This window comes from Actinomyces sp. HMSC065F11, from assembly GCF_001813085.1.
In the GTDB taxonomy this organism is placed as follows: Bacteria; Actinomycetota; Actinomycetes; order Actinomycetales; family Actinomycetaceae; genus Gleimia; species Gleimia europaea.
Genome location: NZ_KV811462.1, coordinates 30955 through 44410, shown reverse-complemented (window position 1 = coordinate 44410; position 13456 = coordinate 30955). Strand labels below are relative to the sequence as shown.

Here is a 13456-nt window from a genome sequence, read left to right as displayed (position 1 = left end):
GCACCCAACCCGCCTCGCCCTCAACGCAACTCAGCACAAAAATGGTGGGGCGCTCAACCAAGTGAGCACCCCACCACAGGGAAACTTCTAACCCTTCACAGCGCCACCGGTCAGACCGGCAACAATGTACTTTTGCAAGAACAGGAACAGAAGCAAGATTGGGATAGCCGCAATCACAGCGCCGGATGCGAACCAATCCCAGTTCTTCTCATTGCCACCGACCCAAATGTTCATGCCGATCGCCAGCGTCCAGTTCTCTTGTGAGGTCAAGATCGTGCGCGCAAGCACGAAATCATTAAACGCCGAGATGAAGGACAGCAGGCCCACTACTGCAAGAATCGGAATGACCAGCGGTAGAACAATGGTCCAGTAGATCTGAGCATGGGAAGCTCCATCGATCTTCGCGGCCTCGTCTAGATCCATCGGGATGGAGTTGAAGAATCCGTACATGAGGAACGTGTTTGCGCCTAGCGCGCCGCCCCAGTAGACGCAGATCAGCGCCATCTTCGAGTTAATACCGAGCGCCGGAATGACCTCACCCAGCGTGGTTAGAAGCAGGAAGATAGCTACGAACGTCAGCAGCTGCGGAAACATCTGGATGATCAGCAGGGCTTGAAGCGAAACCTTGCGACCAGAGAAGCGGTAGCGAGAAAACGCGTATGCCGCCGCAGCGCCCATCAATACGGTTCCAATCGATGTGGCCACGCCGATGATGATCGTGTTGCCAAACCAAGTCCAGAACATCGTGTCGGACAGCTCTGTGAAGTTCTCGGTTGAAACCGATGAGAACAGCGAGTTCGCACCCGTGAGTGTTGTCTTAACGTTCGGGTTAAAAGCCGCTGAAAACACGTACAGAATGGGGAACGCCGCGTAGATCGCTGCGAGGACACCCACGACGTGACGGAAACCAATACCGCGGAACCACTTGCCAAACGGCATCCGATTCTTCGTTGCAGCCGGCTTCGCACTTGCAGTAACTGTTTGAGCACTCATCACGCCACTCCTTCCATGGCATTCGACTTCTTAAAGGAGTACATGGACACTGCGCCAACGATCAGGAAGATAACCAGCGACATGGCTGCGGCTAGACCGTAGTTTGGCAGCGCCTCGCCGGTTAGGCCGGCAATCTTGTAAACCATCGAAATCAAAATGTCCGTATGTCCAACCGGAACGGAAGCGTCCGACATTGCCGGGCCGCCGCCATTCAACATGTAAATCAGGTTGAAGTTATTGAAGTTGAACGCGAACGATGAAATAAGTAGCGGAGTGAGGGCAATCATGAGCTGCGGGAGCGTCACGTGACGCCACACTTCCATCGAGCTCGCACCGTCGATCTCTGCGGCCTCAATGAGGTCGTGAGGAATCGATTGGAGTGCGCCCGTAACAATCAGGAACATGTAGGGAAAGCCCATCCACAAGTTCACCAGAAGCACCGAAACCTTAGCCATCGTCGGATCGGTGAGCCACGGGATGGAAGCTCCAAGCAACTGGTTAAAGAAGCCGTACTTTTCGTTCATCATGCCCGCAAACAAGAACGCGGTCATAAATGAGGGGAAAGCATACGGAAGCAGCATGATGGTTCGGTAAACCTTGCGCCCGCGCATGCGATCATCGTTCATCACGATCGCGAGGAACATGCCCAGCAAGAACGTGGTAAGCACGGACATGAACGCGAAGATCACGTTCCATACCAGCACATTGAGGAATGGCTGCGCATAGCGTGCATCCGAGAACCCGTCGACGAAGTTCTTAAATCCAACGCCAACACGCCAGCCAACGCCCAGGGCGCTGCCGTCCTCTGAAATGAACGAACCCACCGTGTCATCGGCCTTGTAAACGGTGCCGTTCTCCGTGTTCACCATCGTGTCAGTCTGCTGGTCATACTGGATGGTCGAGGTGAACTCGAAGCCTGTCATACCGTTTTGGGTACCGATTGCACCCTCGTTCAAGTCTTCAGATAGTGGCACCCGAAGCTGTGTTACCTCGCTTTGTCGCGCCCCCAGTTCCGCGATGGAAAGAACCTTCCACCCATCAACCTCGGTAATGCGCCCGTTGGAGACCTTCGCGCCCACCTTTTCAAGCGGCTGCTCGGCGCTACCAACCTTCACTTCCGTCCCATCAAAAACGGCAAAACCTAATTCGTTACCCTGCTCCACAATGGCGAGCGGGTATTCGGGCGAACCCTCCACTCGCTTCGTGTTGTTTTGCAGAAGGATCGACTCGATTGCCGCTTCCTTCGTGAGTATGTGACCGTGACCGTAGTTAGTGAACGCGATGTAACCGGTGTAAACGATCGTGAACGCTTGAAAAATGATTAGGAAGACAAGGCCGGGAGCCAAGTACTTCGCGGGAATTAGACTGTCTCGCTTAGAGAAATAGATCCAGTCAACGGCAACAAGCAAGAGCAGCATTCCGATGCCAAGCACCATGGACCCGCCACTCAATGCGGTTGCGGCAATGTAAATGCCAAGCGCGTTAACAAGCGCCATGAGGATGAGCTTCACAATGGAGCCCGGCCCCCACGAGGTCGCCACAGAATCGCGCTTACGGCGTTCAGCGCGGCGCTCTTTCCTCCGACGTGTTGCGTCGGTTTCTTTCAACATTTGCGACATATCAGCATCGGTTCCTGTTATTAAAAAGGTGCGGCCGGAAGAATCAGCCGCACCTTTTTAAGTGAACTACTTGCCCAGCTCGGCCTGGATGTCAGAAATCATCTTGTTCCAGGTCTCAGCCGGATCGGAGCCGTTTAGGATCTGAGCCTCAGTCTTGCCCCAGAAGGTCCAGACGGCACCCATTTCTGGAATGTTCGGCATCGGGAAGCCACCCTCAGATGCTGCCTGGAAGCCAGCGATTAGCGGATCAGCCGCAGCCTTGTCAGCCGAAGCGGTCAGAGCCGGGAGGCGGTTACCGATTGCGAACAGTTCGTCCTGAACTTCCTGCGAACCTACGTAGTTAACGAGGAAGTCGTTAGCCAGCAGAGCATTTTCAGACTTAGCCGAGATGAAGCCACCCTGTACACCCAGGAAGGGGACACCCTTGTTCGGGCCTGCGGACGGAATCGGATCAACCGCGATGTTCATGCCCTCAAAGTCAGCGAGCATCCACGGGCCGCCGAGAATGTAAGGCGACTTGCCGTTCTTGAACGCATCAACAGCAACGTCGTAAGAAATGGAGGGGCTAATGACGCCCTCGTTGCCCTTCTCCTGCAGCCACTTAGCGAAGGCTTCACCCTCTGCGCCGCCAATGGAAAGATTCGAGGTGTAGGAACCGTCAGCGTTCTGCTCAAACACCGGGCCGGTGAAGGAAGACTGCAACGGGTACATGGTGTACGGGTCGCCCTCGTCACCAACCTGGATGACGAATGGGTACTCGGTGCCCGCAGCCTTGCCCTTCTCAATCATTTCGTCAAAAGTGGCAGGCGTTGCATCAACGAGGTCGGCATTACGAATGATTGCAAGGTTCTCAACCGCATAAGGAACGCCGTAAACCTGGCCGTCAAACGTAAACGCTGCAACGGAGCCTTCCGAGAAGTCCCCTGCCTTGTCGCCAAGCTCAACGGGAGCCACGAGGCCGTTGTTCACAAACTCGCCGATCCAATCGTTAGCGCCAAACGCAATGTCCGGGCCCTGACCGGTTGGAACCTGGGTGGAAAACTCGGTGCGCATCTGGTCGTTATCCTTAACAACCAGCTCAACGTTGTTACCAGTAGCGTTCTTGTATGCTTCCGCGGCCTTCTTAAACGCGGCCTCGCGGTTGGCATCAACCCAAACGGTTAGACCCTGGCCGGTGGACTCTGCCGCCGACCCGTCAGTTTCTACCTCTGTGGTACCTGAGCCGCCACATGCGGAAAGCCCAAGAACAGACAGAGCGCCAATTGTTGCTAGTGCAATGCCCCTTCGCATTCTTTTCTCCTTGAGATTCAACCTAAAACTGTGTTCGTCATTGTCACACAAGCGATCTAGACACTCCTGATTGTAACGTGCTTTCAGGTTTTTGCAAGAGTTTTCAGAGATTTCTGTAAGGAATGTAATCAGATGTTTATAAAGAGGGGTTGAACAGGCGCATTTCCAGACAACCAGCTTAATCTTTTCTCATTTTTCCCATGCCTCATGTAGTGTTTTATGTAACCCGCAAATTTTTGCAAAACATTTTCAAACATGTACGTAAGAGCAGCCTACAAAGGAGTGGCGATGGCTGAGCGACTGCGCTTATCCGACCTTGCGCAACAAGCCGGTGTATCTACCGCAACGGTCTCAAGAGTGCTCAACGGGAAATCAGAGGTTGCCGAAGACACTCGCCAAGCGGTTCTGCGCGCCCTCGACCTCCTCGGATACGAACGCCCAGAAAAACTTCGAGCACGTTCCGGCGGGCTCATCGGATTGATCGTTCCAGAGCTCACCAACCCCATTTTCCCGCAGTTCGTGCAACACCTATCCACCGAAATGCTCCGGCAGGGCTACACCCCGCTGTTTGGAACCCAGTTTGCGGCCGGCTCAACCGAGGATTCCCTCGTAGAAGCCATTATGAGCCAAGGCGTTGCTGGCCTCGTCTTCGTTTCTGGCCTGCACGCCGACCTCACGGCAAACACGCAGCGCTATCAAAACTTAATCGAAAGCCACATCCCATTCGTCACAATCAATGGGGCCAACTCCAAGATTGATGCGCCTGACTTCTCCACCGACGACGCGGACGCCATCACTCAGGCCATGCGTCACCTGGTGGGCCTAGGACACAAACACATCGGATTTGTTTCCGGCCCGCTTCGTTTCAGTCCGGCACAGATCAAGTTCGAACGCTACCTCGAATGTGTGGAACAGATGCTCCCCGACTCCGCGCCAATCCATTCCGAAACGCTGTTCACCGTAGAGGGCGGGCAGGCGGCAGCGCAGGCCGTTCTCGATCAGGGCGCAACCGCAATCATCTGCACCTCCGACATCATGGCGCTTGGAACCATGCGCTACATCGTCGACCAGGGCATGAGCGTTCCCGAAGATGTCTCGATCATCGGCTTCGACGACTCCGCAATGATGCCCTTCCTCTCCCCCGCGCTCACAACCGTTCGTCAACCCGTACGCGCCATAAGTGAGGCAGCGGTAACCACCCTCGTCTCTCGCATCAAACGAACACCAAACGAAATGACGCTCACAACGTTCAAACCAGAACTGGTGGTGCGTGAAACCACCGCTCCGGCCAAGCAGGCCACATCCTCATAAACGAATAGGGGCCCGCGAACCCATGCAGATTCTTCACCCGGCAAACACCTCACTCGAATGGTGGCGCGAGGCTGTCATCTACCAGATTTATCCCCGCTCCTTTGCTTCCAGCTCCGGATCGATCGGAGACCTCGCCGGAATCACTTCGCGCCTTGACCACATTGCGAATCTAGGCGCCCACGCCGTCTGGATTTCCCCGTTCTATGCGTCCCCGCAAAAGGATGGTGGCTACGATGTGTCCGATTACCGGGCTATCGACCCGCTGTTTGGAAACTTAGACGACGCTAGCGCCCTAATTTCGCGAGCCCACGAGCTTGGGCTTCGCGTAATCGTTGACCTCGTGCCTAACCACACCTCCGACCAACACGAATGGTTCCAAAAGGCTCTTGCGAGCGGACCGGATGCGCCAGAGCGTGACCTCTACTGGTTTCGCGAGAGCCCTCAAGAGCCCAACGACTGGCTTTCCGTTTTTGGTGGGAAGGCGTGGACGCGCGTGAAAGATCGCGCGGACGCTCCTGGCTCCGCTTGGGAAAACGATGAATCGTGGTACTTGCACCTGTTCGATTCCTCCCAGCCGGACCTCAACTGGGACAATCCGCGGGTGCGCGAAGAGTTCTGCAGCATCCTGCGGTTCTGGCTGGATCTAGGCGTGGACGGATTTCGCGTAGATGTGGCACACGGCCTCGTAAAAGATCCTGATCTGCCAAACTACCAGTACCACTGGGACATGGTTTCGGGTGGAAACATGCTACCCGAGGATGTTCCCGAACCTCCCCAGTGGAACCAGCCTGGCGTACACGACATCTACCGCGAATGGCGGCAGGTGTTGGACGAGTACGAAGGCGACCGGGCGCTGGTTGCCGAGGCGTGGCTAAACAGGCCCGAGGACGCGGAGCTTTACGTACGTGCCGACGAGATGAACCAAGCGTTCAACTTCGACTTCCTCACTTCACCTGTAGACGCCGAATCTTACCGTCGGGTTATCGCCCACTCTTTGCAAGAAATGGACACCGTGGGTGCTCCAACCACTTGGGTGCTTTCAAACCACGACGTGGTGCGTGCCGCCTCCCGATTTGGACTATCCAGGACGGGTAAGGGACCTAATGGCATCCGCCCATTTGAGGAGCAACCGGACGCCGAACTAGGTCGGCGCCGCGCCCTTGCCGCTCATGCCCTTCAAGCAGCACTGCCCGGCTCCATGTACATCTACCAGGGCGAAGAGCTGTCACTACCCGAACACATGGCCGTGCCCGACGAGCTGCGCGAGGACCCCGCCTTCTACCGCACTCAGGGGCGTGAAGCCGGCCGTGACGGCTGCCGTGTCCCCATGCCGTGGGAAGCGAACGCCCCGGGCTTCGGATTCTCTCCCGGCGGCTCCACGTGGCTCCCCCAGCCTGCAAGTTGGAAGACATTTGCCGTGGACGTGCAGGAAGCCGAGGAGTCCTCATCCTTGAATTTCTTCAAGAAAATGTATCGCCTGCGTGAAGATCTGGGACTTGGCCGGGCTGAACTTCTGGACGCGCAGGAGGCCCATTTGCACTACATATCTCGGCTTCCTGGCCGCGCTGACGTGCACATTGTTATGGCATTTGATGAGGCCGTGGCGCTTCCCGAGGACGCACGCATCTTGCTGTCTACTGATGAGGTCGCTCCCGCGAATGTTTCGAGTAACGAGGCCGCGCCAAACTCGACGGTTTGGTACGCGCTATAAGCGTCTGATTTTATGCCAGAGCAAGAGTTTGGGCGATCACCCAAGAGGTGACCGCCCAAACTTCTAGCTAAACCGCTCGCCTACTACACCAGCACCTGGGTAGAGAGCGGGGTCTTGTTGCCGAACCGGTGGTTGGTGATCGAGACTGCCTGCTCGCGCACAAACGGCAGAATCTCCACGCGACCGCACGTAGTGACTGGCCCATCCCAAATGGCAACGTCAATCGATCCGTCTACTGCGCGTCGCAGCTCGTCGCCGTCCTCGCCAATCATGCGGATACGAATGTCGAGGTTCTCGCCGGCTTCCACCTCAGCTTGAACACGCTCAGCAAACTGGCGCTTGTTTTCAACGAGGATGTCAACGCCAAGATTGCCCAGCATGATCGACGGATCGGTTGGGAGGAACGTTTCCGTTGACACCGTAAGGTCCATGCCTGTGTAAGCACCGGCTGGAAGTTCGCGGATAAACGAGGTCTCGTCATCCGGATCTACCTTCACGATCTCCCCCAGGGCGATACCTGCAGAGACCGCGCGGAACACCTCGTAGAGAGAGGCGTCCTTGCCCACACGGATCTGCGCGCCTACGGGCAGGTAGCGCAAGATGTTGCGTTCCACGCCGACCTTCGACGGGTCGTGCAGACGCCCAAACTCGGTATCGATCGCGTGTTGGTCAGACTCGACGGCAATCGCGAGGCGCGCGTAGTCCTCTTCTGATAGCAGACGCTTTGCAGATTCTAGGAGCTCACGCAACTGCGGAGCCTTCACATTGGCTTCGTGTTCAACAGCCGGCGGGTAGGCGGCGTCGCGCTCGCCCTCCGAGGCAGGCTCAACGGGTTTGATATCGCCAAATCCGTACAGGTAGTTCGGGCCTCCCGCCTTGGTGGTTTCGCCCACCGCGGAGCGCTTCCATCCGCCAAACGGCTGACGTTGCACGATTGCGCCAGTAATACCGCGGTTAACGTACACGTTGCCCGCTTCTACGTTGTTGAGCCAGTAGTTGATCTCATCGGGGTCAAGCGAGTGCAAGCCAGCGGTGAGGCCAAAGTCCACCATGTTCTGCGCTGCAATGGCCTCTTCAAGCGTGTCAACGCGCATGACGCCAAGGATCGGGCCGAAGTATTCAACCATGTGATACTCAGATCCCGGCTCCACGCCCACGCGTACACCGGGGCTCCACAGCCTGTTCGTGTCGTCAAGACGACGCGGCTTGAGCACCCACTTTTGTCCCTCATCTAGGGTGGTCAGGCCGGCCAAAAGTTTCTCGCCAGGTTCGGAAGACAGCGGCCCCATTTCTGCCGAGAGGTCGTCTCCCCAACCGATGTGCAGCGACTTCGCGGCGTCAACCAGCTGGTTACGCACGCGTTTGGAGAAGCCGGTTGATCCCACGAGAATCACATACGAGGCTGCCGAGCACTTCTGGCCTGCGTGACCGAAAGCGGAGTCGATCACGTCCTTAACAGCGAGGTCAAGGTCGGCTGACGGAGTGATCACGATAGCGTTCTTGCCCGAGGTTTCAGCCATGATGCGCAAGGTGGGATCCCAAGAACGGAACATCCGCGCGGTCTCCACACCGCCCGTCAAAACGACGCGGCCAACGCGCTTGTCAGTCACTAACTCGCGGCCCAGCTGGCGTTCACCAACGGAAGCGAGAATGCAGGCGGTTTCAGGTATACCTGCAGCCCAGATACATTCGGCCAATACTGCGCCAGTGCGACGAGCGATCGAGGCCGGCTTCAAAATGGCGGCGGATCCAGCCGCGAGCGCAGCTATAGTGCCGCCCGTTGGGATAGCAATGGGGAAGTTCCACGGCGGAGTCACAAGGGTGACATCTACCGGTTCGAACTTAGCACCCTGGAGATTCTCGAGGTCAAGGGCACGTTCTGCGTAGTAGTGGGCAAAGTCGATAGCTTCAGAGACTTCAACGTCAGCTTGCTGAAGCGATTTGCCGAGTTCGGATGCGACCACCTCGATGAGCTCACCGCGACGCTTACCCAGTTCCACACCAACTTTGTGGAGGAGGTCGGAGCGTTCCTTAGCACTGTGTGCCGCCCATTCGCGGCCTCCTTCGACCGCCCGATCGAGCATTTCATTCAGTGCGTCTTCGGTGTCAATTACTGCGGCTTCGATAGTTTCGTTACCGAGCTTGGAGTCCTTGATGCGAGCCGCGATGTCGCGTGCCCACTGCAGATTTTCGGGTAGCGACGGGTCAGAGTCCGGAGTGTTCTTGAACGTCCAGCCTCCCGCGGGAGTAGTCACGGGCTTCGCAATGTCTTCGGCCGTTTCCGTACTGCGATCCTGGTGGCGGTTCGCGCCCACGCGACGGTCACCTTCACGCTCCATCTGCTCAACGGCGGCGAGGAAGCGTTTCTTCTCCTTGTCGAATGCGCCAAGGTCGGTGCCGATGTCAAAAATGGAGGCCATGAAGTTTTCATCCGCCGAGTTTTCCTCCAACCGGCGAACCAGGTAAGAGATTGCCACGTCATACTCGTCCGGGTTCACAACCGGGACGTACAGCAGGAGGTTGCCTACGTCCTCGCGAACGGCTGAAGCCTGCTGGGTAGCCATGCCCGAGAGCATTTCGATTTCAATCTTGTCTTGCACGCCGCGCTCGAGGGCGAGCTCCCAAGCCGCTGCAATGGTGAACAAATTGTGTCCGGCAACGCCGAGCTTGACGTTTTGAAGGTGCTCCGGAGTCATCGCCCAGTTGAGGATGCGCAGATAGTTCGCATCGGTGGCCTGCTTAGATTCCCAGGTGGTTAGTTCCCATCCCCGCATGGCGGCGTCAACGCGCTCCATGGCAAGGTTCGCGCCTTTCACCACGCGCACCTTGATGGGCGCTCCACCATTTTCAACGCGTTTTGCTGCCCACGCTTGCAGGTCTTTCATAGCGTTGAGCGTGTCCGGTAGGTAGGCCTGCAGCACGATGCCTGCCGAGTAGTTCTTCATTTCCGGCTGCTCGAGCAGGCGCTTGAACACGTCAATGGTGAGGTGCAGGTCGCGGTACTCTTCCATGTCCAGGTTGATGAACTTGCGGGCAGGGTGCGCGGCGGCGTACTTGTACAACGGCAGCAGTTCGGTGAACGCGTGATCTACAACGTCGTCGTAACCCCACGGGTTGTGCGGACCGGTTACGGCTGAAACTTTCAGTGAAACGTAGTCGATGTCGTCGCGCTCAAGCAAGTGCTTGGTGTCGGCTAGACGCTTCGCGGCTTCCTTGTCACCCAGAACGGCCTCGCCAAGAAGGTTTACATTGAGCGAGGCGCCGCCTGCTTTGAGGCGCTGGATTGCGGGGCCGAGTTTGTCGTCAGTTACATCAACAACGAGGTCTCCCACCAGCTGCCGGAATACGCGGCGTGCGGCCGGCACGGAAACCTCTGGAACAAACTTGCCGACGGTTCCACCAATGAGGGCAGGAGTACGCAGATACCAAGGGAGGAAATCCGGGTTTTTCTTACCGGTTTCAGCCAGGTGGTCTGCCGCCACCTGCTGATCTTCGGGCCTCACAACCCCGTCAACGAACGAGACGGTGTAGTCCAGGCCGCCCTCATTTTCGAGGACGTCTGCAAGGAGTTTTGCGGCCGGATCAATGGGGTATTTCGTTGATTCGTCTGCCCATTTGCGCGCCCGAATGAGCGCCCGTTCTGCGATTTGGGAAAAGTCCGTTACTTCCGGCGCAGTCATTTGATCTCCTTTGATTGACTTTACGCATGCGAGGCTATGCGAGGTTTTGCTCTAACTATATTGGGGAATTCTTCTGGTGCACAGGAAAAGCAATTTATATCTTTTACGCGAATTATTTCATCCGTTTTAGCGTGCGATACCTGGTGCACACGTGAGCGTAGCTCTTGCACTTTGCAAGAGCTACGCTACTTATGTGGGTTAGTCTGCCGAGACCCCCGCGAGGGCGTCGTCAAACTCCTTCTCGATCTCGTCGTTCGGTTTGTACGTCATGTTAGAAACAATGACCGCGAACAGCAGGTTCAGAAGGAAGCCGGGAAGGATTTCATACAGGTCGAAAATGCCGCCCGAAACATTGCCCCAGATACCAACCGTGACCGCTCCAGCAATCATGCCGGCGATGGCTCCCTGGTAGGTGAACTTGCGCCAGTAGAGCGAGAGCAGAACGGTGGGGCCAAACGATGCTCCAAAGCCGGCCCACGCGAATGCAACGAGGGCAAGGATGGTGTCCGAGCGCGGCCAAGCGAGGGCTCCAGCCAGAATCGCGATGACTGCCACAACGACACGGCCCGCGAGCACACCATCATTGCCCGATAGGTCGCGCTTAGTGAAAGCTCGGTAAATGTCTTCAACAACCGCAGAAGACGTGACCAGTAGCTGCGAAGAAATGGTAGACATGATGGCCGCGAGGATAGCGGCAAGCATGAAGCCTGCAATAAGCGGGTGCATTAGGAGCTGGCCCAGCGAGATAAATACCGACTCGGGGTTAGCGAGCTGAGCCTCGTCGTGCTTGTAAACTGCTACACCCACGAGGGCAGTCATGCCGGCGCCAATAACCGCAAGTAGCATCCAGCCGATGCCAATGCGGCGAGCGGTAGCAGATTCTTTCGCAGAACGCAGGGCCATGAAGCGCACGATGATGTGGGGCTGACCGAAGTATCCGAGGCCCCAGGCAAGCGCGGAGATAATGCCCATCGCGGCCACGCCCGCAGCGGCACCACCGGAGAGGGAGAAGATGGTGGGATCAACCTCGTTGATGGCACTAACCATGTTGGAGAAGCCGCCCACGTGCACGATGCCAACGATTGGAACGAGGACGAGCGCAGTAACCATCATTAGGCCCTGCACTACGTCCGTCCACGACACGGCAAGGAAGCCACCGATTAACGTGTAGAGCACAACGATTGCAGAAACAATGACGAGACCGAGGTGGTAGTTCATGCCAAACGACGCTTCGAAGAAGGCACCGCCGGCCACCATGCCGGACGAGACGTAGAACGTGAAGAAGATGAAAATGATGATGCCCGCAACGATGCGGATCAGGTGCGAACGGTCGCGCAGACGCTGACCAAGGAATGAGGGAACGGTGATGGAATCGGACGCCACCTGCGAGTAGGAGCGTAGGCGCGGCGCCACGAACTTCCAGTTAAGCCAGGCGCCAATGGTTAGACCAACTGCGATCCACCCTTCAATGAGACCGTTCAGGTAGATCGCTCCGGGAAGGCCCATGAGGAGCCAGCCGGACATGTCGGATGCGCCAGCGGATAGGGCCGCAGCTGTTGGGCCGAGCTTGCGACCGCCGAGCATGTAATCGTCAAAGTCACTCGTTCGGTTGTAGGCGAGTAGGCCGATCATGATCATAGCTACGAGGTAAATGATCATGGCGATTGCCTGGTATGTCGTCGTCGACATGCGGGTATCCTCCTTTTGGGCAGTTTTCAGTGAACCTAACAATCCGCGACGAAGAACCTCGATGTCAAGACTCGTTATCTTTTCGTGACATTTGACTCTCTGTTGATCTCACGTTTCGGTCACTTTTAAGAAATTGGCGTTATAACAGGACATTTGCACGCAAATGCGCTTGTAGAGCGCCGCGCGACGATACGCGTCCATTATGAGATCGCGTGAAGTTGCTGTCCGTGTATGCACGTATGATGGACCCGTTCCCAGATCCCTACGTTCAGGAAACCCATGAAGCCCCTAATTTTGCAGTCTGACTTTGGATATTCAGATGGCGCCGTGTCAGCCATGCACGGCGTGGCGTACGGCGTGGACTCGAGTCTTCCTATTGAGGACCTCACTCACAACATTCCTCCTTACGACGTGTGGGAGGGATCTTGTAGGCTCGCGCAAACTCTTGCGTACTGGCCCGCGGGTTCGGTGTTTGTTTCCGTTGTTGACCCCGGAGTTGGCTCGGATCGCCTATCCGTAGTGGCAAAAACCAAGTCTGGCCATTTTGTTGTAACGCCTGACAACGGGACACTGACTCATATTGCGGTTACGTACGGTTTGGATGAGCTTCGTGAGATTGACGAGTCCGTTAACCGACTGCCGGGTTCGGGTCACTCCTACACATTCCACGGACGTGACATTTACGCATACACGGGTGCTCGGCTAGCATCCGGCAAGATCACTTTCGAGGAGGTCGGCCCCGCCCTCGATGTTGAAAAGGCCATCAAGCTGCCCGTCATGGAGCCGAAAATTGAGCACAACAAGGCTTTCGGCACTATTGACACGCACGACGTTCGATACGGGTCTCTTTGGACAAACATTCCGCGAGAACTGTTCCTTGAACTTGGTGTGGAAATGGGCGAGTACGTTCGCGTACACATCGAAAACCAGCACGGCGACGTCTATTCAGCTCCGCTTAAGTACGTACGCTCGTTTGCGGACGTGTCGGTTGGTGAACCGCTCATTTATACGAACTCTTTGGACAACATGGCTATCGCAATTAACCGCGGTTCGTTCGCAATGGCGTACTCGGTTGGGCAGGGAACGCAGTGGAAGGTGGATTTTGAGTATCCGCCAGATGATGCGCCCCTCGCCTAATCCCCCTCATCCCGTTCAGTACAAAT

Annotated in this window: 8 protein-coding genes; 3 read left to right on the top strand and 5 right to left on the bottom strand. The window is 56.5% G+C overall.

Features of this window, described 5'->3' with window-relative positions:
- Window positions 1-87: 87 nt before the first annotated feature.
- The 3 genes from HMPREF2891_RS00420 to HMPREF2891_RS00410 form a co-directional block, all read right to left on the bottom strand.
- Window positions 88-993: a sugar ABC transporter permease gene (locus tag HMPREF2891_RS00420; protein WP_034508834.1), complete on the bottom strand. Its 906-nt coding sequence runs from the start codon at window positions 991-993 to the stop codon at window positions 88-90.
- Window positions 993-2612: an ABC transporter permease subunit gene (locus tag HMPREF2891_RS00415; protein ID WP_034508832.1), complete on the bottom strand. Its 1620-nt coding sequence runs from the start codon at window positions 2610-2612 to the stop codon at window positions 993-995. The genes HMPREF2891_RS00420 and HMPREF2891_RS00415 overlap by 1 nt, the downstream gene beginning before the upstream one ends.
- 66 nt (window positions 2613-2678) lie before the next feature.
- Window positions 2679-3902, bottom strand: a complete 1224-nt coding sequence (locus HMPREF2891_RS00410; protein ID WP_070663472.1) for a sugar ABC transporter substrate-binding protein — start codon at window positions 3900-3902, stop codon at window positions 2679-2681.
- A gap of 288 nt (window positions 3903-4190) precedes the next feature.
- On the opposite strand from HMPREF2891_RS00410, the gene HMPREF2891_RS00405 reads away from it, so the two are divergent.
- The gene (locus HMPREF2891_RS00405) at window positions 4191-5213 is read left to right on the top strand and encodes a LacI family DNA-binding transcriptional regulator (protein ID WP_070663471.1); all 1023 of its coding nucleotides are present in this window, start codon (window positions 4191-4193) and stop codon (window positions 5211-5213) included.
- A 22-nt stretch (window positions 5214-5235) separates the two neighbouring features.
- Complete coding sequence (locus HMPREF2891_RS00400; protein ID WP_070663470.1) at window positions 5236-6924, top strand: glycoside hydrolase family 13 protein; 1689 nt, start codon at window positions 5236-5238, stop codon at window positions 6922-6924.
- Window positions 6925-7007: 83 nt separating this feature from the next.
- Here HMPREF2891_RS00400 and HMPREF2891_RS00395 read toward each other — a convergent pair whose 3' ends face one another.
- Together HMPREF2891_RS00395 and putP are read right to left on the bottom strand one after the other, a co-directional pair.
- A complete protein-coding gene (locus tag HMPREF2891_RS00395; protein WP_070663469.1) occupies window positions 7008-10604 on the bottom strand; it encodes a bifunctional proline dehydrogenase/L-glutamate gamma-semialdehyde dehydrogenase in 3597 nt (1198 codons plus the stop codon).
- Window positions 10605-10802: 198 nt separating this feature from the next.
- Window positions 10803-12293 (bottom strand): sodium/proline symporter PutP, encoded by a 1491-nt coding sequence (gene putP, locus HMPREF2891_RS00390; RefSeq protein WP_070663468.1) that lies wholly within the window; start codon window positions 12291-12293, stop codon window positions 10803-10805.
- A gap of 279 nt (window positions 12294-12572) precedes the next feature.
- Between putP and HMPREF2891_RS00385 the strand changes: the two genes are divergently transcribed.
- Window positions 12573-13430 (top strand): SAM hydrolase/SAM-dependent halogenase family protein, encoded by an 858-nt coding sequence (locus tag HMPREF2891_RS00385; protein WP_070619275.1) that lies wholly within the window; start codon window positions 12573-12575, stop codon window positions 13428-13430.
- Window positions 13431-13456 lie beyond the last annotated feature (26 nt).

Excerpts from the sequence above, each read along its gene's own strand:
- HMPREF2891_RS00415 (WP_034508832.1), bottom strand. The coding sequence starts at position 2,612 with ATGTCGCAAATGTTGAAAGAAACCGACGCAACACGTCGGAGGAAAGAG.
- HMPREF2891_RS00385 (WP_070619275.1), top strand. The coding sequence starts at position 12,573 with ATGAAGCCCCTAATTTTGCAGTCTGACTTTGGATATTCAGATGGCGCC.
- HMPREF2891_RS00420 (WP_034508834.1), bottom strand. The coding sequence starts at position 993 with ATGAGTGCTCAAACAGTTACTGCAAGTGCGAAGCCGGCTGCAACGAAG.
- HMPREF2891_RS00405 (WP_070663471.1), top strand. The coding sequence starts at position 4,191 with ATGGCTGAGCGACTGCGCTTATCCGACCTTGCGCAACAAGCCGGTGTA.
- putP (WP_070663468.1), bottom strand. The coding sequence starts at position 12,293 with ATGTCGACGACGACATACCAGGCAATCGCCATGATCATTTACCTCGTA.
- HMPREF2891_RS00400 (WP_070663470.1), top strand. The coding sequence starts at position 5,236 with ATGCAGATTCTTCACCCGGCAAACACCTCACTCGAATGGTGGCGCGAG.
- HMPREF2891_RS00395 (WP_070663469.1), bottom strand. The coding sequence starts at position 10,604 with ATGACTGCGCCGGAAGTAACGGACTTTTCCCAAATCGCAGAACGGGCG.
- HMPREF2891_RS00410 (WP_070663472.1), bottom strand. The coding sequence starts at position 3,902 with ATGCGAAGGGGCATTGCACTAGCAACAATTGGCGCTCTGTCTGTTCTT.